We start from the raw sequence: 20,190 nt of genomic DNA, 5'->3' as shown, positions 1-20,190 counted from the left end.
ATGGACCGCAGAATCTTCGGCATCGAAACCGAATACGGGATCAACTACTCGGACCCCGAGGGGCGCCCGCTCACGCCGGAGGAATCGGCCCGCTACCTCTTCCGCCGGGTGGTGGCCTGGGGGCGCAGCTCCAACGTGTTCCTCACCAACGGCTCCCGGCTCTACCTGGATGTCGGATCGCACCCCGAATACGCCACGGCCGAGTGCGACGAGCTGACCCAGCTGATCGCGCACGACCGGGCCGGGGAAGCGATCCTGAACGACCTGGTGCAAAGCGCCGAGGAACGCATGGCCGCCGACGGCTACAACGGCCGGCTCTACCTGTTCAAGAACAACACCGACACCGCCGGGAACTCCTACGGCTGCCATGAGAACTTCCTGATCCCGCGCAAGCTCGAGTTCGCCCGGCTCGCCGAGATCCTGATCCCGTTCCTGGTCACCCGGCAGCTGATTGCCGGGGCCGGAAAGATCGTGAACATCGAGGGCGAGCCGCTCTATGCGTTCTCGCAGCGCGCCGACCACGTCTGGGAGGGCGTCTCCTCGGCCACAACCCGCTCCCGTCCGATCATCAACACCCGCGACGAGCCGCACGCGGATGCCGAATACTTCCGCCGCCTGCACGTCATCGTGGGGGATTCGAACATGTCCGAGACCACCCAGCTCGTCAAGCTCGGGGCCACCGACCTGATGTTGCGGATCATCGAGTCGGGAAAGATCATGGAGGATCTGCGGCTGGAAAACCCGATCCGCTCCATCCGCGAGATCTCCCACGATTTCAACGGCAGCACCATGGTCAGGCTCGCCAACGGCACCGAGCTTTCCGCCCTGGCCCTGCAACGCCGCTTCCTTGCCCTGGCCACCGACTTCGTGCAGCGCGAAGGGGCGCACCACGACCAGGTGCCAGCGGTGCTGGATCTGTGGACCCGGACCCTGGACGCCGTGGAATCGGGCAATTTCTCGGGCATCGACACGGAAATCGACTGGGCGATCAAGCACAAGCTGATCACTTCCTACGCCAACCGGCACAACCTGGACATGGGCGCACAACGCCTGGCCCAGCTGGATCTGACCTACCACGACATCGACACCAAGCGCGGGCTCTTCCACCTGCTGGCCGCCCGCGGGCGCGCTGCCACCGTGGTGGATCCCGCGGAGATCGCCTTTGCGGTGGACAATCCGCCGCAAAGCACCCGGGCGAAACTACGCGGGGACTTTGTGCGCGCCGCCAAGAACGCGGAGCGGGACTTCACCGTGGACTGGGTGCACTTGAAGCTCAACGACCACCCTGGCCAAACGGTGCTGTGCAAGGATCCCTTCGTCAACAAGGACCCGCGGGTCCAGGAGATGATCACCTCGATGGGCGGCGCGCCGCAGGCGGCTTCCGGCCGCCTGCAATAAGGAGATTCACAGATTCGGCCCTTAGGCTGTCTGTAACCTGTTTCGAAAGCTCACCATTCAGTGTGGGTGTTTCCAGTCCCAAAATCCCCAACTGAAAGTTGATTTCGTGCGCAAAGTTATGGCACTCGTTGCAACGGCCTCGTTGCTGCTGGTGACGGCCTGTGGTTCAACCACGATGGCCTCCAGCGGTGACACCGCCCCCCTGACATCGATCAAGGTCACCCCGGGTGCGGATGATTCGTCCGATCCCACGGTCACCTTCGATACCCCGCTGGTTGCCACGGGAACCGCCGCCAAGGTCCTCGTCGAGGGCAAGGGCGAGGCAATCAAGGAAAACCAGAACATCAAGTTCAAGTCCATCGCCTACAAGGCAACGGATGCGAGCCTGCTCGGATCGGGCTTCGCCGGCGAACCGGTGACCCTGCCGACCAACGAGGAATTCAAGACCCAGCTCCCGGCGCTCTACGAGACGCTGATGCAGACCAAGGTGGGCTCCTGGATCGCCATGGTCGAACCTGCAGCCGAAGCGGCGGCCACCGACGGTGCCTCGCCCTCGGCAAGCCCGGAAGCGGCCCAGGCCGAAACCGTGGTCGTGCTGAAGGTCGTCTCCACCGAGGAGATCCCCCCGGCCGCACCGCCTTCCAAGAAGCTGGGCGCCGACGAGGTCAAGAAGCTCAAGGACGACGGAGCGCTGCCGACCTTCGAAATGAAGGATGGCAAGCCGGCCATCACCATCCCGAAGGACAAGGATGCGCCGGCCGGCCTGGTCGTTGACATCGTCAAGGAGGGCACCGGCAAGGTTGCCACCGCCACCTCAAAGGTTTCGGCCAACTACACCGGGGTGCGCTGGGAAGACGGCAAGCAGTTCGACTCCAGCTACGACCGGGGCAAGGCCTCGGACTTCGGGCTCGACGGCGTCATCCCCGGCTGGACCCAGGGCCTGACCGGACTGAAGGCCGGCACGCAGGTCATGCTGACCATCCCGACGGATCTGGCCTACGGACCGGATGCCGCGGCACAGGGAGCCCCCGAGGGCACGCTGGTCTTCTTCGTTGAGCTCAAGGAAGTAAAGTAGCTAGGACGCTTCTAGCAAACAACCGAAAGGACTTCACCCATGTCTTTTGGACAGCGTGAATACGACCGCACCAAGCCCGAGATCGATTTCCCGGGAACCGATGCCCCGACCGAGCTGAAGATCGAGGACATCGTCGTCGGCGACGGCGCCGAGGTCGTTCCGGGCTCGAACATCTCTGCCCACTACGTCGGCGTGGCCTGGTCCACCGGCGAGGAATTCGACGCCTCCTGGAACCGCGGCACCCCGCTGGACTTCCGTGCCGGCGTCGGCCAGGTCATCCAGGGCTGGGACCAGGGCCTGATCGGGATGAAGGTCGGCGGCCGCCGTCGCCTGGAAATCCCCTCGGAAATGGCCTACGGTTCCCGTGGCGCCGGCGGAGCCATCGGCCCGGACGAAGCCTTGATCTTCGTCGTGGACCTGGTCGCGGTGCGCTAGGAACAGCTTCACCGATCGACGCCCTTGGCCGTGTTTTCCCATGTTGAACTGGGAAACCACGGCCAAAGGCCATTAACGCGGCGTTGCATTGGCCCGGGTTCGGCACCACGGGGTAATCTTGCGGACGTGGCTCAAATTAATTCCGGTGGTCCTTCCCGTGCCGAGAAACTCGTCAGTCTCACCTATGCGTTGATCAACACCCCGCACGGGTACTCCAAGCGTGAGCTGCGCAAGATCGTTGACGACTACCAGGGGCTGAACGACGCCGCCTTTGACAGGAAGTTCGACCGGGACAAGAAGGACCTTCGCGACATGGGTGTTCCAGTGAAGACCCTGGGCACCGGATCCGACGAACGTTACCTGATCACCCCCGAGAGCTACAGGCTGCCCGAGGTCAGCTTCAGCACCGAGGAAGCCGCGGTGCTGGGCCTGGCGGCGCAGCTGTGGAAGGACACCGACCTCGAATCCTCCGCCTCACGGGCCAACGGCAGGCTCTCGGCCGGTCTGGAAGACAACGGTCACGGGATCCGGTTCACCGAATACGTCCCCCGGCTGCACGCCGCCGGGCCGGCCTTCGCCGCCTGCCTGGAAGCGGTCTGGGCACACCAGGTCGTCTCCTTCGAGTACTTCGATGCGCAGGGCCGCACCAGCGAACGAACCATCGATGCCTGGGGGATCGGGTCCCGCTTCGGGAACTGGTACCTGGTGGGCATGGACCACCAGCGCCGAGACGTGCGGATGTTCCGGCTCACCCGCATCCTCAGCCCCATCCACACCGGCAAGGCCCACGACACCCGCCCCGCCGGGTTCTCCATGGCCCGGACCCTGGGCCGGCTGGATCCCGACATCGCCGGGCAGACCGCCAGGATCTCGGTGGCCAAGGACGCCGGCTGGGCACTGCGCTCCCGCGCCGCATCCATCACCCCGGGCCGGGACCACGACGAAATCTCCCTGCAATTCCACGACCTCATGGCACTGGCGGCCGACGTGGCCAAGCTCGGCGCCCACGCCCGCGTGCTGGAACCGGCACCGCTGGCGGCCGTGGTGCGCCGGAAACTCGACGGGGCGCTGGCAGCCTCGAACCTCCCGGTCCCGGGTTTCAAACTGGGCAAGCGCCGCAACGCCGGACGGCCGCCGTCCACCGAGGCCGTGGCCCGGAACCTGGACATCATTTCCTACGTGGCAAGCCACGGTTCACCAAGCGTTGTGCAAACGGCCACCCACTTCGGGTTGACTGAAAAGCAGCTGCTGGCCCACCTGCAAACCATCATGATGTGCGGGGTGCCCAACGGCTTGCCCGATGAACTGATCGACGTGGAATGGGAGGCCGGCACCATCAGCATCAACAACGCCGAGGCCCTCAACGCCCCAATCAGGCTCAGCCTTCCCGAGGCCGCCACCATGCTTGCGGGACTGGCCTCGCTGCGCGGGCTTCCAGGATTCGAACATGCAGGTGCCGTCGATTCTGCCTATTCGAAGCTGCAGGCCGCCGCCGTCGGTTTCGAGGGCCTGGAAGCGGTTTTGTCCATCACCCTGCGTTCCGCCGAGGAAAACGAGATCCATGCGACCCTGGCGCGGGCGATCCGTGAACGCCGGGTTGTCGAGCTGACCTACTACAGCGCCTCCAGCGATGCCGTCACAGTTCGGCGGGTCGAGCCGATCAGGCTGCTGGAGAACGCCGGTCGCCAGTACCTTCGTGCCTTCTCGATCCCCAACGACGAGATCCGGTCTTTCCGCATCGACCGGATCCAGTCCGCGACCCTCCCCGGGGCGGTCTTTGACTTCGATGCGCAGCGGCACGAGGACGAGGCCGACATCTTTTTCACCCCCGGTGCCGCCGACGAACTCGTGGTGCTGGGCTTTGCCCCGCGGCTGGCCGCCCTGGTGGAGGAGTACGCACCGGAGAGCTGGGCCAAGGCCGGGGAAGAGCACATTGCCGAGATCCGGATGCCCTCCACCTCGACCATGCCGGGCATGGTTGCCTACCATGGCGGGGACCTGCGGGTCATCGGCCCCGATTCCTTGCGCACCGAGGTCGAGACCTGGCTTCGTGCGGCAGTTGACTCCCTGGAAGTGAAGTAGCGATGTTGCCTTGGTGGTTTTGGGCCCTGTTGTGGACCGTGCTGGTCCTGGCCACGCTGCTGTTCCTGGTGCTGGCAGGGATCAGGCTCTTTCGCGGCTTCATGGCACTGGCCCACGAGGTCGGCGAGGCCATGGACCGCACCGGTGAATCGTTGGACGCCGACGCCGCGGACCGCGACTACCCCGAGCCCTCCGACAGGACCCCGGCAGGGGTGGCCGCGTTGTTCCAGGATCCCGATGACGCACGCCAGGGATACGAGGCCGGCAAGCTTCGGCGGGCCACCGCCCGCCGCGACACACGTGTGCAGCGCAAAGCCCTGCGCGGACAACCCCAGCGCGTAGGCGATCTAGAATTGTTCTGACGTAGACTTAACTCGATTGAAAGGTAGGTTCCCCATGGGTGGAATCCAAGGATGGCATCTGGTCATCATCGTAATTCTGGCACTGCTGCTGTTCGGTGCCCCGAAGCTTCCCGGTTTGGCACGCTCCGTGGGCCAGTCCCTGCGAATCTTCAAGTCCGAGGTCCGCCAGATGAAGGACGACGACAAGGCTCCTGCTGCCGGCGACGAAACCGTCGAGGGCAAGATCGTTGATCCCGACCGTCGTGAGAACAACGCCTAATATTTCGTGAGCGAACAAGAAGCTGCTGCCACCAAGGGGCGGAAGAATAATCCCGAGGGCCGCATGGCCTTGAAGGAGCATCTGGTCGAGGCCAGGAACCGTCTCTTCATATCGCTGATTGCCCTGGTGCTGGGAACCGTCGGAGGGTTCTTCCTCTATGACAATGTCCTCGAGCTGATCATCGCGCCGGTGCGCGCGTACGGCGGCGAAGTCAACTTCACCTCCGTGATGGCGCCCTTCGACATCATGCTCAAGACATCGCTTCTCTTGGGCTTGGTCTTCTCCGCGCCCATCTGGATCTACCAGCTCTGGGCCTTCATCGTCCCGGGCTTGAAGAAGAAGGAACGCAACACCGCCATCGGCTTCGCCGCCGCGGCGGCACCGCTGTTCATCCTCGGCGTGGGCATGGCCTACTGGGTGCTTCCGCACGCCCTGAAGTTCTTCATCTCGCTGACCCCGGAAAACGCGCAGTCCTGGCTGACCACGGACACCTACCTGCCATTCGTCTTCCGCCTGCTGATCGCCTTCGGGCTGGCCATGCTGGCCCCGGTGCTGATGGTCGGACTGAACATGGTCGGCGTGCTGAAGGCCAAGCTGATCATGAAGCACTGGCGCATCACGGTCTTCCTCATCGCCCTCGTGGCCGCCATGGCGGCTCCCGGTGGCGATGCGATCACCATGTTTGCACTGGCTGGTCCGTTGTTCGTGACCTTTGCGACGGCAACGTTGATCTGCCACCTGAACGACAAGAAGCGCGACAAGAAACGCGCACAACTTGAGGCGGAAAACGCCGCCAACGCAGGCGAGGGGTCCAGCATTCCCGACTCGCCGGATCTTCCATAGGAACGCCCGTGTCCGCAACACGGACGCGGGCGCACCTACTACCCTCCTGAAAGGGGTCGCATCGTGAGCATGCCGGCCGAGCGATACACCGCAGCCAAGGAACAACCACAGGAGGAGGGAACCGGGCTTGCCGAGTTCCGGGCCACCCTGGGCTTCGACCTTGATCCCTTCCAGGAAGAGGCCTGCCGAGCCGTTGCCACCGGTTCCGGTGTGCTGGTCGCCGCCCCGACGGGTGCGGGGAAGACCGTGGTCGGCGAATTCGCCATCTTCCAGGCGCTGCGTTCTGGCCGCAAGGCCTTCTACACCACACCCATCAAGGCGCTGAGCAACCAGAAGTACTCCGACCTCGTGGCCACCTACGGCCCCGAGCGGGTCGGACTGCTCACCGGGGACATGACCATCAACGGCGAGGCCGAGATCGTTGTCATGACCACCGAGGTGCTGCGCAACATGCTCTACGCGGACTCCGACACCCTGGATTCCCTGGGCTACGTGGTCATGGACGAGGTCCACTACCTGGCCGACAAGTTCCGCGGCGCCGTGTGGGAAGAAGTGATCATCCACCTGCGCGACGACGTCCAGGTGATCTCGCTTTCGGCCACGGTCTCCAACGCCGAGGAGTTCGGCGGCTGGCTCGACACCGTGCGCGGGGACACCAGCATCATCGTCTCCGAGCACCGCCCCATCCCGTTGTTCCAGCACGTCATGGTCGGCGGCCGACTCCTTGACCTGTTCGCCGAGGACGTGTCCTTCGACCAGGTCGCCAACGCACCCGAGCGAGCCGCGGAGGTCAACCCCGAGCTGACCAAGATGGCCCACCGTTCCATGGCCGGCCCACGTTCCCAGCGCGGCCGTTCGCGCCGTGGCGGGGGATCCTGGGGGGAGCAGCGCGAGCAGCTCAGCACCCGCGTTTCGCGCCCCGACATGATCATGGCCCTTGACCGGGCAGGGCTGCTGCCCTCGCTGGTGTTCATCTTCTCCCGCAACGGCTGCGACGCGGCCGTTGCCCAATGCGTGCGCTCGGGCCTGGCCCTGACCACCATCGCCGAGGCCACCGCTATCGAACAGGCCATCGACCTGGTGGCGCACAAGCTGCCGCCGGACGACCTCGAGGTGCTGGGCTTCTGGCCATGGCGCGAGGGATTGATGCGCGGCTTCGCGGCCCACCATGCCGGGTTGCTGCCGATCTTCAAGGAAGTCGTCGAAGACCTCTTCGTCCGCGGCCTGGTCAAGGCCGTGTTCGCCACCGAAACCCTGGCCCTGGGCGTGAACATGCCCGCCCGCTCGGTGGTCATGGAAAAACTGGAGAAATTCAACGGCGAATCGCACGTGGCCATCACCGCGGGGGAGTACACCCAGCTGACCGGCCGTGCCGGGCGCCGTGGCATCGACGTCGAGGGCCACGCGGTGGTCCTGTGGCAGCAGGACACCGAACCGGCCGCAGTGGCCGGGCTCGCCTCGAAGCGGACCTACCCGCTGAACTCCAGCTTCCGACCCACCTACAACATGTCGCTGAACCTGACCTCGCAATTCGGCAGGGAACGGGCCCGCGGCATCCTCGAGACTTCCTTCGCCCAGTTCCAGGCCGACCGCTCCGTGGTGGGCATGGCCCGCCAGGTCCGCTCCCGGGAGGAGTCGCTGGAAGGGTACAAGAAGTCGATGACCTGCCACCTCGGGGATTTCACCGAGTACGCGGCGCTGCGTGCCGAATTGTCCACGGCCGAAAAGGACGCGGCAAAAACCATTTCCCGGCTGCGCCGCGCCTCGGCCACCGAATCCCTGGAAGCCCTGGTGCGCGGCGACATCATCGAGGTCACCGGCACCCGGCGTCTCGGGCGCTGCGTGGTCATCGAACAGGATTCCGCCTGGAACGACCCGCGCCCGACGGTGCTGACCGAGGACAAGCACATCCGCCGTGTCGGCGTCCAGGACCTCAATGGCCCGGTCGAGGTCATCTCCCGGATCCGGATCCCCAAGGGCTTCACCGGGCGCAGCCCCAAGGAACGCAAGGATCTGGCCGCGTCGCTGCACAATGCGCTGTCCGGGTCCCGCCCGCCGCGCGATGACGCCCCGGAGTACAACTTCACCGGCAGCGACGAGCAGGAAGCCCGCATCAGCCAGCTGCGCGCCACCTTGAAGGCCCACCCCTGCCACGGGTGCCCGGAGCGCGAGGACCACGCCCGCTGGGGCGAGCGCTACTCCAGGCTCTTGCTCGACACGAACAAGCTGCGCTCCCAGATCAGCGGTCGCACCAACACCATTTCCAAGACCTTTGACAAGGTGGCCAAGGTGCTGGAGGACTTCGAGTACCTGGTGCCCGCGTCCGACGACCTGGGCCAGGCGCAGATCACCGCTGCCGGGCAGCGGCTGCGCCGCATCTACGGCGAACGCGACCTGCTGACCTCGCTGGTCATGGAGACCGGGGCCATGAACGAAATGACCGCAGAGGAGCTGGCCGGTTTCATCTCCGCCCTGGTCTTCCAGGCGCGGCGCGAAGACCACGGGCCCGATCCGCGCATGCCCACCGCGAAGATCCAGATCGCCTGGGAAGCCGCGGTGAACCTGTGGTCGCGGCTCTCGGACGTCGAGGCGAATGCCGGCCTGCCCGAGACCGTCGCCCCGGATTCCGGGCTGATCTGGCCGATCTACAAGTGGGCGCGCGGCTCGGACCTGCGCGAGTGCCTGCGCGGCACCGACCTTGCGGCCGGCGACTTCGTGCGCTGGGCCAAACAGGTCATCGATGTGCTGGACCAGCTGGCGAAGATCCCCGACCTGGACGCGGGGTTGGCCCGCTCCTGCAACCGTGCGGTCCAGCGCGTCCGCCGCGGGGTCGTCTCCTATTCAAACGTTGTCGACTAGGATCCCCGCTCCCGGGCGCGGCCGGGCACCCGTTGGTTCGAAGCACGCCGAGGGATTCGTGCGTGCCTGCTTAAAGCAAAGGTAAGAAATGTCTGTTGAGTTGTACCGCAATGGTTCCATCTATTCCCCGGCCGATCCCTTTGCCACCGCCATGCTGGTCGAGGACGGCACCATTGCGTGGATCGGCACCGAATCCGCCGCCGGCGCGCTGCTTGATGCGCGGATGACGGAGATCGACCTGCAAGGGGCCCTCATCACCCCGGCCTTCGTGGACTCGCACGTCCACCTTGGCTCGCTCGGAGCCAGGCTCAACGGGCTGGACCTGGGCGGCGCCCGCGGCGCCGGCGAGGTGCTCGAGGCAGTTGCCTCGGCGGCAACCACGGGCAGCGGCATCCTCCTGGGTGCCGGGTGGGACGAATCGGCCTTCGGCGACGGCACGTTGCCCACCTCCGAGCAGCTGCAGCAGGCGGCCCCCGACCGCGAGGTCTACCTGGCACGCGTCGATGTGCATTCGGCGCTCATCAGCCCCAAGCTGGCCATGCGCTTCGGTCTGTCCGAAGGTCCCGAATACACCGGCGCCCTGGTCCGCGGGAAGGCCCACGGACGCATCCGGGATGCCATTTTCGCCCTTGACGAAGCAACAAGCACCGAGAACCACAATCGCGCCCTGGCGCACCTGGCCTCCACCGGGCACGGGACGGTCGTGGAGATGGCCGCCGGTCAGATCTCCGGCCGCGCGGACCTCGAGGCGTTGCTGGCCCGCACAGACGCGGAAAAGGCCGCAACCCCCGAGGTCTTTGCCTACTGGGGAGAACTCGTGGGCACCGAGGACGAAGCCCGCACGTTGCTGGCCTCGTTCAATTCCGATGCGGTTGTCGGACTGGGCGGGGACTTGAACATCGACGGATCGATCGGCTCGCGCACCGCGTTGCTGCGGGAAGACTATGCCGACGCCGCCGGCGAACGGGGCACCTCCTACCTTGGCATTGAGCAGATCAGCGCACACGTGGCGGCCTGTTCCCTGGCCGGGATCCAAGCCTCGTTCCACGTCATCGGCGATGCCGGTCTCGATTTGGCCCTTGAAGGTTTTGCCAAGGCAGCCGAATCCGTGGGGCTGGCCAAGGTCCAGGCGGGCCGGCACCGCCTGGAGCACGTGGAAATGGTCGATGCTGCCGCACGTGCCCGGATGCTGGACTTCGCCCTGACTGCATCCATGCAGCCGGGCTTCGACGCTGCCTGGGGAGGGACGGGCGGCCTGTACGCCCAGCGCCTGGGGGAGTCCCGGGCGGCCGGCATGAACGGCGTGGGGCAGTTTCTCTCGTCCGGCGTGCCCGTGGTCATCGGCTCCGATGCCCCGGTAACCGTGGCCAGCCCGTGGGCAGCGGTGAAGGCCTGCCTGGAACTGAGTGATCCGAAGGCACGCATCTCGGCCAGGGCGGCATTCATGGCCCACACCCGCTCCGGTTTCCGTGCCCTGGGCTCGTCGAACCCGATGGCGGGGCAGCTGGTCAACGGCGCCGAGGCCACATTTGCGATTTGGGATGCCGCCGAGCTTTCCGTGCAGACACCCGACCTTCGAGTCTCGTCATGGAGCACCGATGCCCGCGCCGGCACCCCGATGCTCCCGGTGCTGGAAGACGATCTGCCCAATTGCCTGCGCACGGTGCGTGCCGGCCGCGTGATCTTCGACGCGACGGGCGCAGCTTAGGCGGATCGGGCTTCCCCGCCCCCGGGTTCAGGGAAACGGCGTTTTGGCAAGGTCGAAATTGAAGTATTTGCTCGAAGTTGCGGCAAGTTCGCCCAATGCCGGTCGGACCGCCATATATCGGCTGACCTGATCGAATTCACGTAGCCAGTGGTCCGGAAACGGTTGACAGCTAAAAACTGGACGGTAGGCTGTAACCAGTGTCTGATCCTTCGATCCGGCTTACCGGTATTCCGGTCCGCAAGAACAAATTGACCCCGCTGGCATTAGATAACACCCTTTTGGCCGTTTGTCGGCCGGGAGGGACGGACCGAAGCCGCGGGGTCGATTTGTGCGCCCCGCCGATTGGCCGAATCGTCTTGCGCATCACACGGCGGGGAGCCGGGTTTCGGGGGAGCGGTTGCGTATAATTGTGCACTGACCCCCACCCGATCCCTGAAACCAGTCGCAGCGGGTTAACGCTACGCGGCACGTTGGTACCTGGCCCTTGAGGCCCTCTTCCGCGGATCGTTCCATCAGCAGAAAGGGACTGCCGCGTGCGCGTAGTCACGATCATTCCGACCTACAACGAGCTTGAATCGCTGCCCATCACCGTGGGCCGCTTGCGCGCCGCGGTGCCTGATTCGGATGTCTTGATCGTAGACGACAACTCCCCGGACGGCACCGGCGCCTTGGCAGACAAGATGGCTGCCGAGGACAAGTCCATCCACGTCATGCACCGCACGGGCAAGGCCGGCCTGGGTGCCGCCTACCTGGCCGGGTTCCGCTGGGCCTTGGACGCCGGGTACGACGTCCTGGTGGAGATGGATGCCGATGGTTCACACAAGCCCGAGCAGCTTCCCTTGCTGCTGGCAGAAATCCCCAAGGGCGCTGACCTGGTCATCGGTTCGCGTTGGGTCAAGGGCGGCTCGGTCGTCAACTGGCCGCTGCACCGCAAGATGATCTCGCGCATGGGCAGCTTCTATTCACGCACCATGCTGGGCGTGAACCTGCGCGACATCACCGCCGGCTTCCGCGCGTTCCGCCGTGAGACCCTCGAGGCCATGGACTTCGACGCCATCGATTCGGTGGGCTACGGCTTCCAGGTCGACATGACCTTCCGCGTGGCCCAGATGGGCAAGAAGATCGTCGAAGTTCCCATCACCTTCGTCGAGCGTGAACTTGGCGTTTCGAAGATGAGCGGGAACATCGTGGTTGAGGCGATGCTGAATGTGACCAAGTGGGGACTGAACGCCCGCTGGAAGAAGCTGACCGGCCGCAAGTAGAACCCTCCGGCCGCATCCCGGATGCGGCCGGACATGGCGAGGGCCCGAATGGATGATCCATTCGGGCCCTCGCCATTGCTGCAAACAGAAGGGTGTTGTCAGCCCTTCAATGCTGCCTGGGCTGCACCACGAGTGGTACGCAGCTTATCCAAGCGATCCTTCAGAATCGTTTCCAATTCGTCGATGGAACGACGCTCAAGAAGCATGTCCCAGTGGGTACGCACCGGCTTCTCGGTGCTCACTTCTTCTTGGACTTCACCGTTGACCAGCTTGGCAACCTTGCCGGTCTTGGACATCCAGGTTGCCGGGATATCTGCCTCAGCGGCAAAAATCACGAACACCTGCTCGCCGTCTTCGCAACGATATTCAACGCGCTGACGCGCTGCTGGCTCTACGCCAGCCTCAGTTTCCATGCTCTGTGCGCCAAGGCGCATTCCTCGCAGGCTGCGATCGCTCATGTTGTCTCCCTACTGCGATTACATACGGGTTCGGCTACCGATTTCAACGTCCCGGTTCACCGTAAAATTCCCGCGGGGCGCAAGTCTCGAAGTTTCCATTATACGGCCCAAACGCGGCTTCGGGCGGGCACCCTCGCTTGTGGGGTCGCCCGCCCGATATTTTGCCGCATGAAACGGGTCGTTACATCAGGGTGTTGCCGGTGCCTTCCGGCTTCTGGTCGTCGCCCGGGCCTTCGTTGAAGTTGCCCAGCGCCCCGCCGATCCCCTTCAAGGCCTCGCCGACCTCGCTGGGAATGATCCACAGCTTGTTGGCGGAGCCTTCGGCGATCTTCGGCAGCATCTGCAGGTACTGGTAGGCCAGAAGCTTCTGGTCCGGCTTGCCGGCGTGGATCGCGTCGAAGACCTTCTGGATGGCTGCCGACTCGCCATCTGCACGCAAGATCGCTGCCTTGGCGTCGCCTTCCGCCTTGAGGATGGATGCCTGGCGCTGGCCCTCGGCGGTGAGGATTGCCGACTGCTTGGTGCCTTCGGCCGTAAGAATCGCTGCACGGCGGTCACGCTCGGCACGCATCTGCTTCTCCATGGAGTCCTGGATCGACAGCGGTGGATCGATTGCCTTGAGCTCGACACGGGAGACACGAATGCCCCACTTGCCGGTGGCTTCGTCAAGGACGCCACGCAGCTGGCCGTTGATTTGGTCGCGGCTGGTCAGCGCCTCTTCGAGGTTCAGGCCGCCGACGACGTTACGAAGCGTGGTGGTCGTCAGCTGCTCCACTGCCTGGATGTAGTTCGCGATTTCGTAGGTTGCTGCGCGCGGCTCGGTGATCTGGAAGTAGACCACGGTGTCGATGGAAACAACCAAGTTGTCTTCCGTGATCACCGGCTGCGGCGGAAAGCTCACAACCTGTTCGCGAAGGTCCAGCATCGGCAGCAAGCGGTCAACAAACGGAATCAAAATCGTCAGCCCGGGAAGCAGGGTGCGATGGTACTTGCCCAGTCGCTCCACGATCCCGGCCCGAGCCTGCGGCACGATGCGCACGGAGCGCAGCAGCACGATGATCACGAAGATTGCCAGTACTACCAGGACGACCGTGAGGCCAAGACCCGATGTTTGCATCTCTTCTCTCTTTCGTTGGGGCGCCATGTTCCAGGCGCCGAAAACTTGTCTTGGAGTTGCTAGTCCAGGCCGGGCATTTGGGTGCGCAGCGTGATGTAGGCCGTTGCCCCGTCGATGCGGACCACCGAGCCATAGGTGCCCGGCTGCAGGGCGACATCGTCCTCGGTCCGCGCGGACCAGGTTTCCCCGCCGATCTTGGCGCGCCCGTTCATCCTGGAGGTGGGCTCCAGGACCAGGGCGTCTTCGCCGATGAGCCGATCGACGTTGGTGCGCAGCCCTTCCGGGTCCTTGCGCAGGTGCCGCAGGGCGATGGGGCGCACCAGCATGATCATGAGCAGTGATGTGACACTGAAGACCACCATCTGCAACCAGAATTCCCCGCCAAGCAGCGCAACGGTCACGCCACCCAGGGCCCCGACTCCAAGCATGATGAAGTACAGGTCAAGGGAAATCATTTCGATGATGGCCAGCAAGAGGAAGAGCGCCAGCCAAACAACCCATGCGTTGGTTACGAGCCAGTCGTACATTGTTGCCCCTTAAGTCCAGATGTGTTGGATACACACCAACCTCTATGCCTTCCATTTTGCCCGATGGGCATGCCCAATCGAATCAGCACAAGGGACGATGTTCCGCAGCCGGCCCTCATCACTGCGATGAGGGGCCGCCGGGCGACGGCGTTTTGGGCGTTCAGCCGATCCGGCGGAATTCCTGGATGCGGAACGCCGCGGTGACAAGCGTGGCGCTTCCGGCATCCGCGAGGCGGCTGCGCAGGCTCTCGGGGTTCAGGTGGTGCCCGGCCGGACCCATCATCGCCAGCTCGAACGCGGCCTCAGGATCAAGCACGAGAGGGATCTTGACCTCTTCGGTGGCTCGAAGCTCGAAGCGCCCGCCCATCGAGGCCACGACACCCGCGGCCTTGTCGGCGGCGATCCCCAGCAGGCCCAACAGCGCCGCACCCTCGGCCAGGTGGCCGGGCAGCGGGGTCACGACCAAGGCCGTTCCGCCAGGGCGCAGCACCCGGGAGAATTCGGCCCCGTTGTGCGGGGAGAAGATATTCAGCACGACATCGAAGGATTCGTCCTCCAGCGGCAACTCGCGCCACAGGTCCCACACCAGTGCCAGGGTGTCGGGGAGTTTTGCCGCTCGGCGCATCGCGTAGCGGGAGATGTCCAGTGCCACGGCGCTGGACGCCGATGTCCCGGGCAGGGCCTGCAGGGCCTGGCGGAGGTAGTAGCCGGTCCCGGCCCCGGCATCCAGAAGCCGGGGGTGCTCGTTTCCCCGCAGGGCGTTGCGGACCCTGTGGCCCAGGGCCTCGGCCAGGGACTCGTAGTGCCCGGCGTCCAGGAAGGAGGCCCGGGCAGCGACCATGGGCGCCCCGTCTTCGGTGAAGTTGGTTCCCTTGCCGGTGAGAAGGTTGAAATAGCCCTGCTTTGCGGCGTCAAAGCCGTGCCCGGCCTCGCACTCCAGACGTGCCGGGCGGCCCGGCTGCTGCTGCAGGGACAGCCCCAACTTGCAGACGGGGCAGCGAAGTCCCTGGTCAAGAGGTGTTGGCTGCTGCACGTGTGTCCTTCGTCTCAGGTGAATTCGATAGGCTAGCGCAGTGAAACCAGAGCAACTAGAACTACTGACTACTGTATCGGCGCCCAGCCTGAGCCCGGATGCAGGCCATGCCGTGGTGTCCGCCTCCCGGCCCAGCTTCGCTTCCGATTCATATGCGGGCCAATTGTGGCTGCTGGAGCTTGACGGGACCGCCCCGCCCCGGCGCCTGACCCGCGGAGAATCCGACAGCGGACCGCGGCATTCCCCGGACGGCACCTGGATCGCCTTCCTGCGCGCAGACGCGAAGGGCGTCGCCCAGCTGGCCCTGGTCGAGGCCGCCGGCGGCGAGCCGCAGGTGCTGACCGAGCGCACGCTGGGCGTTGGCGGTTTCGCCTGGGCCCCGGACGGCGGCTCGATTGCTTTTGTCTCCCGCACCCCCGAACCGGGCCGCTACGGCTCCATCGACGATGTCGGCGCCGGGGCCGAGGCCCCGCGGCACATCACCACCTTCAACTACCGCGGCGACGGGGTGGGCTTCACCGGAGACAAGGTCCAGGAACTGTTCACGCTGGGTGTTCCGGACATTGAGAAGGAGCCATTTGTCCGTCCCCGGGGCCGGGCCGCCCACGGGCTCCACAAGGTACCCAGCGGCCTGCCCGAGGTGGCCGTGCGGGCACTGGCCGAGCAGGATGTGGCCGATCCCTGCTACAGCCCCGATGGGCGGTGGATCTACTTTGCCGCCGCGCTGCACCAAGGGCATGACACGGACCTGCGGTCGCAGGTCTACCGGGTGCCCGCCGACGGGGAAGCCCCGGCGGTCCCCGAGCTGGTGCTGGGCGGCGCGGACTCCGAGTGGGCCTACCGGGCCCCGCAGTTCAGCAACGACGCTGCAACCCTCTTTGCCCTGGGCCAGTTCGTGGGGGAGTCGGGCACGGACTTCCTGGCCCGGCAGGTCGCCGTGTGTGCCGTTGATGCCCAGGCTATCGGCGTGCACGAGGCTTCGGTGCTGACCAACACCGATACCGTTGACTACACAGAGTGCGAGCAACTGGTGCCCCACGGCGACTCCGGGGTCCTGGCCCTGGCCCGGGTGCGAGGCACCGGGGAATTGCACCTGGTCACTGCCGACGGCGAGAGCTCGGTGCTGGGAGCCGGCCCGCAGCTCATCCACGGGGCGGCCTCGAGCGGGTCGAAGATCGTGGTGTCCTACAGCTCGGAGGAGTCACCGGGGGAGTGCGCCGCGCTGGAGGGCGGTTTGTTGCGCCGGCTGACCGGGTTCGGGAACACACTGCGGCGGCAAACCACCCTCAGCGCCCCACACGAGGCCAGCTTCACCGCCCCGGACGGGTACCCGGTCCACGGCTGGATCCACCTGCCGCAGGGCCCCGGTCCGCACCCGGTGCTGCTGAACATCCACGGCGGTCCGTTCTCGCAATACGGGCCCGCCTACTTTGACGAGGCCCAGGTCTATGCGGCGGCCGGGTACGCGGTGCTGCAATGCAACCCGCGCGGCAGTTCGAGCTACGGGCGGGCACACGGGACGGCCATCAGTCACGCGATGGGCACGGTGGACCTGCAGGACGTCATGGCCTTCCTTGACGGTGCCTGTGCGAGCGAGCCGGAACTGGACGAGGGCCGAGTGGGTGTGCTGGGCGGTTCCTACGGCGGCTACCTGACCGCCTGGACCACTGCCCACGAGCACCGCTTTGCCGCCGCCATGGTGGAACGCGGGTTCCTGGATCCGCTGTCCTTCGTGGGCACCAGCGACATCGGCTGGTTCTTCTCCGCTGCCTACACCGGATCGGATCCCGAGCGGGTTGCCGCCCAGTCGCCGATGGCCAAGATCGGACAGGTGCGCACCCCGACGTTGGTCATGCACTCCGAGGGCGACTTCCGTTGCCCGGTGGAACAGGCCCAGCGGTATTACGTGGGCCTGAAGCAACGCGGAGTGCCCACCGAGTTCGTGCTGTTCCCGGGGGAGAGCCACGGGCTCAGCCGGGCAGGGTCCCCGTGGCACCGCCGCCAGCGTTTTGAGGCAATCCTGGAGTGGTTCAATCGGTATTTGCCGGTCAACCGATCCGCGAACCGAACGGGCTCCTAGCCACCCGATGTCGGGCGCCGTCGGGTGGCACGGATCGGTTGAATTCCGTCTTGCCATCCAGGGATTGACCGGGCTTCGAACGCATGGGGGCCAACGGCGCCCGTAAGGTCCATTGGAGGCCAGGTTCCCGGTATCGAGCGGCGGTCATGCAGTTTGCCCCGGCGGCACCGCGCTCCACCGGGGTGTGCCCGGTGTTTCGGCGGGATCCGCCTCTGGCTAGGGATGCTCCGGCTCCAAGTCTTAATGGTGCAGCGGGCACCGTGGTTGCCCGTGGGTGATCGTTCCGGATCAGCCACCCATGGCTCGGCAGCTAAAAACCCAGCCCGACCCGTGCCTGGTCGATTCCGGGATTCGCCCAGCGCGGAAACTCGTGGTTGGCGCACAGCGACCGGGTCAGTGCCTTGTCGATGTAGACGGTGCCATCCAGGTGGTCGGTCTCGTGCTGGAAGATCCGCGCCTGCCATCCGGAGAAGTTCCTCCGCCGGGGGACGCCGTCGGCGTCAAGAAAACTGGTGGAAATGTCGGCGGGCCGCTCCACCACGCCCTGGTATCCGTTGAACGACAGGCAGCCCTCGTAGAAGGCGGCGGTGCGGTCACCGACCGGTTTGTAATGCGGATTGATGATTTCCAGGTGGTCCAGCGGCTCCCGCTCGCGAGCATGAGCGATTTCGGGGTTGGTTTCGTAGAGATCCTGAAGCACGGCAATCCGCAAGGGGATGCCCAGCTGCGGTGCGGCCAGGCCAACGCCCGGGGCATCGAGCATCACCATGCGCATCGTCCCCAGGAATCCTCGCAACAGTTCGGGCCCGAGTTGGCCGTCGAGCTCCTTGGCCCGCATCCTCAACACCGGGTGCCCAAGTTGGACGATCGGCGGCATCTCGCCCGAGCCAACGAGGTCGACGAGGCGGGTGACTTCGCTGCGGATCCAGGCGGGCGAGTAGGTGGCTGGTCCCGCGTCATTGAAGTCCGTCTTTGATTCGTAGCTCATGCGTTGGCACCTTGGGTGGCTGGTAGTGTGGCGGCGGTTTGCAAGGCGTTCAGCCGGCTGGCCAGGCGTGCAGCGTCCAGCTCCGGCAGGTGGCTCAGCGACTCCGAGAAGTCGCCCTGGGCCAGCAGGTCCAGGCGGATGTCGCGGTCGTACAGGACGTCGATGGCGTTGGCGAGGCGGCGCAGCCCAAACGGGCTCATGCCGGCAGCACCTGGTACGCCGGAAATAACCCAGTGATTGAATTCCTTGGCCAGTTCCAGGTAGTCCAGCGTCGAGGTCAACGCTTCGCAAAGATCACCAAATTCGAACCAAAGTTGCCCCGAAACCGCCCGGAGTGCACGGATGTCATGGCTGGTGGGCTTGAGGTTGGCCGCCTCGTGCTGCGCCGGCGCGCTGAGTCCAATCCGGTGCAATTCAGCGGCGGCCGGGTCAACCAGGATGCTGCCGGAATTGTAGCCGTGGCGCTGGGCATCGGCGACATCGATGCTGCGGTAGTCCCGGTGGGCATCGAGCTCGTGGACATCCATGTGCTCGCGGATTTCGTCAATGGTCGGCAAGATCAGGTGGTGGTAGTACTCGTCGGCCAGAAGTTGCTCGGGCGGATAGTTCGAGGTGGTGACCAACAGAATCCGTCGGCCCATGACGAATTTGAACATCCGCGCCAAGAGCATCGCGTCGCCTGGGTCGTTGCAGTGGAATTCGTCGAAGCAAAGAACCTCGACGTTGCCCAGGATCGACTCGATGGATTGCTCAATGGCGCTGGTGCGTGCCGCCACCCGGTCCATGCGTCCCCGGCCATTGCCAAGCGCCCCTGGCTCCTCGATCTGGGCCAATGCTGTCGCCGTGGCCTTGTGCGCGGTGGCATGCAGCTCCCTGAAGAATTCGTGGAAGTGGAATCGCCGCTTGTTGCTGGTTGGAAGGGCATCGAAGAAGGCACCCAGCGTCCAGGTTTTTCCCCGGCCGGGAGGCCCCCAAAGATAAACGTGGTCACCGGAGGGGGATTGGTGCTGTCGGGACAGGTGTCGCTGCGCGTTTCGTGCCAGCAAACCGATCGTGCCGCGTTGCTGCGGATCCAGGTCCAAGCCCTCGCCCATGGCACGCTCGAGAATGAGGTCCTGGATTCCTCGCGCGGTGCCGGCATGTGCACCTGCATGGACGTCTGAATATTGATGTGGCATACCATCGAGTTTCCCTGAATAACTATGCAAGCGCCAAAACAGGCCGAAAAGTAGTTATGTCAACCAACAGTTATCCCTGCCAGTGACGCGGAGGAGCGGCAGAAACACGCGGATTTCGCAGAGATACTTCGGGATTTTCCACTTGCGGCCGATTCCAGGCGCTGGCGGGCACCGAAATCCGTGGGCGCGCTCGGTGAGGGCCCACGGGCAGTTGCCGACGAACCGCCGCCGAAAACGAGAAAAGCGGGATTTTCGGGGGAGTTGGACACGATCGAGGCAGACGTCTGGATGTGCTGGAATGTGCGGATTTCACCACTTTCAAAACCCTGGGCATTGCGCCGATAATCTACATTATGTCAAGTTGCAGTTCGAGGACACTCCCCAGCAAGCACCCGTGTCTGTCCTGTCTCAGTATTGTTGGCAAAAATCTCAATATACTTGGCAAGATACGGATTTCATGGTTTGTCTCAGTTAAGATGGCAACATGGGTGCTTTGAGATCGCTGCCGATGAACGGGACCGATTCC

The 20,190-nt window shown here is 64.9% G+C and carries 17 protein-coding genes; 11 read left to right on the top strand and 6 right to left on the bottom strand.

The window, feature by feature from the left end:
• From pafA to DQ353_RS17630, 10 genes are all read left to right on the top strand, one after another.
• Complete coding sequence (gene pafA, locus DQ353_RS17675) at window positions 1–1,398, top strand: Pup--protein ligase (RefSeq protein WP_113764506.1); 1,398 nt, start codon at window positions 1–3, stop codon at window positions 1,396–1,398.
• Window positions 1,399–1,504: 106 nt separating this feature from the next.
• On the top strand, window positions 1,505–2,473 hold the full coding sequence (locus DQ353_RS17670) for an FKBP-type peptidyl-prolyl cis-trans isomerase (RefSeq protein WP_146755318.1): 969 nt from the start codon (window positions 1,505–1,507) through the stop codon (window positions 2,471–2,473).
• Between the two features lie 39 nt (window positions 2,474–2,512).
• Entirely contained in the window at window positions 2,513–2,908 is a 396-nt protein-coding gene (locus tag DQ353_RS17665; protein WP_113764504.1) for an FKBP-type peptidyl-prolyl cis-trans isomerase, read from the top strand.
• A gap of 126 nt (window positions 2,909–3,034) precedes the next feature.
• Window positions 3,035–4,990, top strand: a complete 1,956-nt coding sequence (locus DQ353_RS17660; protein ID WP_146755317.1) for a helix-turn-helix transcriptional regulator — start codon at window positions 3,035–3,037, stop codon at window positions 4,988–4,990.
• 5 nt (window positions 4,991–4,995) lie between these two features.
• Window positions 4,996–5,352: a hypothetical protein gene (locus tag DQ353_RS17655; RefSeq protein WP_113764528.1), complete on the top strand. Its 357-nt coding sequence runs from the start codon at window positions 4,996–4,998 to the stop codon at window positions 5,350–5,352.
• Between the two features lie 34 nt (window positions 5,353–5,386).
• Window positions 5,387–5,611, top strand: coding sequence for a Sec-independent protein translocase subunit TatA (gene tatA, locus DQ353_RS17650; RefSeq protein WP_113764502.1), 225 nt, complete (start codon window positions 5,387–5,389; stop codon window positions 5,609–5,611).
• A gap of 6 nt (window positions 5,612–5,617) precedes the next feature.
• Window positions 5,618–6,454 (top strand): twin-arginine translocase subunit TatC, encoded by an 837-nt coding sequence (gene tatC, locus DQ353_RS17645; protein ID WP_353616709.1) that lies wholly within the window; start codon window positions 5,618–5,620, stop codon window positions 6,452–6,454.
• Window positions 6,455–6,523: 69 nt separating this feature from the next.
• The gene (locus DQ353_RS17640; RefSeq protein WP_113764501.1) at window positions 6,524–9,313 is read left to right on the top strand and encodes a DEAD/DEAH box helicase; all 2,790 of its coding nucleotides are present in this window, start codon (window positions 6,524–6,526) and stop codon (window positions 9,311–9,313) included.
• A gap of 88 nt (window positions 9,314–9,401) precedes the next feature.
• The gene (locus DQ353_RS17635) at window positions 9,402–11,021 is read left to right on the top strand and encodes an amidohydrolase (protein ID WP_113764500.1); all 1,620 of its coding nucleotides are present in this window, start codon (window positions 9,402–9,404) and stop codon (window positions 11,019–11,021) included.
• Between the two features lie 533 nt (window positions 11,022–11,554).
• Window positions 11,555–12,283, top strand: coding sequence for a polyprenol monophosphomannose synthase (locus DQ353_RS17630; RefSeq protein ID WP_113764499.1), 729 nt, complete (start codon window positions 11,555–11,557; stop codon window positions 12,281–12,283).
• A 98-nt stretch (window positions 12,284–12,381) separates the two neighbouring features.
• Here DQ353_RS17630 and DQ353_RS17625 read toward each other — a convergent pair whose 3' ends face one another.
• The 4 genes from DQ353_RS17625 to DQ353_RS17610 all read right to left on the bottom strand — a co-directional run bounded on the left by DQ353_RS17625 (window position 12,382) and on the right by DQ353_RS17610 (window position 15,418).
• Window positions 12,382–12,741, bottom strand: a complete 360-nt coding sequence (locus DQ353_RS17625) for an RNA polymerase-binding protein RbpA (RefSeq protein WP_113764498.1) — start codon at window positions 12,739–12,741, stop codon at window positions 12,382–12,384.
• 181 nt (window positions 12,742–12,922) lie between these two features.
• On the bottom strand, window positions 12,923–13,858 hold the full coding sequence (locus DQ353_RS17620; RefSeq protein WP_113764497.1) for an SPFH domain-containing protein: 936 nt from the start codon (window positions 13,856–13,858) through the stop codon (window positions 12,923–12,925).
• A gap of 59 nt (window positions 13,859–13,917) precedes the next feature.
• On the bottom strand, window positions 13,918–14,385 hold the full coding sequence (locus tag DQ353_RS17615; RefSeq protein WP_113764496.1) for an NfeD family protein: 468 nt from the start codon (window positions 14,383–14,385) through the stop codon (window positions 13,918–13,920).
• A 160-nt stretch (window positions 14,386–14,545) separates the two neighbouring features.
• On the bottom strand, window positions 14,546–15,418 hold the full coding sequence (locus DQ353_RS17610) for a methyltransferase domain-containing protein (protein WP_113764495.1): 873 nt from the start codon (window positions 15,416–15,418) through the stop codon (window positions 14,546–14,548).
• Window positions 15,419–15,458: 40 nt separating this feature from the next.
• Between DQ353_RS17610 and DQ353_RS17605 the strand changes: the two genes are divergently transcribed.
• Window positions 15,459–17,498, top strand: a complete 2,040-nt coding sequence (locus DQ353_RS17605) for a S9 family peptidase (RefSeq protein ID WP_113764494.1) — start codon at window positions 15,459–15,461, stop codon at window positions 17,496–17,498.
• Window positions 17,499–17,808: 310 nt separating this feature from the next.
• On the opposite strand, the gene DQ353_RS17600 is transcribed toward DQ353_RS17605, so the two are convergent.
• Window positions 17,809–18,486: a peptide deformylase gene (locus tag DQ353_RS17600; protein WP_113764493.1), complete on the bottom strand. Its 678-nt coding sequence runs from the start codon at window positions 18,484–18,486 to the stop codon at window positions 17,809–17,811.
• A complete protein-coding gene (gene zapE / locus DQ353_RS17595) occupies window positions 18,483–19,664 on the bottom strand; it encodes a cell division protein ZapE (RefSeq protein WP_113764492.1) in 1,182 nt (393 codons plus the stop codon). The genes DQ353_RS17600 and zapE overlap by 4 nt, the downstream gene beginning before the upstream one ends.
• Window positions 19,665–20,190: the final 526 nt, after the last annotated feature.

The organism is Arthrobacter sp. AQ5-05 (assembly GCF_003287975.1).
Taxonomy (GTDB): domain Bacteria; phylum Actinomycetota; class Actinomycetes; order Actinomycetales; family Micrococcaceae; genus Paeniglutamicibacter.
This window is presented reverse-complemented; position numbering and strand designations above follow the sequence as displayed.

Coding starts and splice junctions, on each gene's coding strand:
- pafA (WP_113764506.1), top strand. CDS start 1: ATGGACCGCAGAATCTTCGGCATCGAAACCGAATACGGGATCAACTAC.
- DQ353_RS17665 (WP_113764504.1), top strand. CDS start 2,513: ATGTCTTTTGGACAGCGTGAATACGACCGCACCAAGCCCGAGATCGAT.
- tatA (WP_113764502.1), top strand. CDS start 5,387: ATGGGTGGAATCCAAGGATGGCATCTGGTCATCATCGTAATTCTGGCA.
- DQ353_RS17640 (WP_113764501.1), top strand. CDS start 6,524: ATGCCGGCCGAGCGATACACCGCAGCCAAGGAACAACCACAGGAGGAG.
- DQ353_RS17635 (WP_113764500.1), top strand. CDS start 9,402: ATGTCTGTTGAGTTGTACCGCAATGGTTCCATCTATTCCCCGGCCGAT.
- DQ353_RS17625 (WP_113764498.1), bottom strand. CDS start 12,741: ATGAGCGATCGCAGCCTGCGAGGAATGCGCCTTGGCGCACAGAGCATG.
- DQ353_RS17620 (WP_113764497.1), bottom strand. CDS start 13,858: ATGCAAACATCGGGTCTTGGCCTCACGGTCGTCCTGGTAGTACTGGCA.
- DQ353_RS17615 (WP_113764496.1), bottom strand. CDS start 14,385: ATGTACGACTGGCTCGTAACCAACGCATGGGTTGTTTGGCTGGCGCTC.
- DQ353_RS17600 (WP_113764493.1), bottom strand. CDS start 18,486: ATGAGCTACGAATCAAAGACGGACTTCAATGACGCGGGACCAGCCACC.
- zapE (WP_113764492.1), bottom strand. CDS start 19,664: ATGCCACATCAATATTCAGACGTCCATGCAGGTGCACATGCCGGCACC.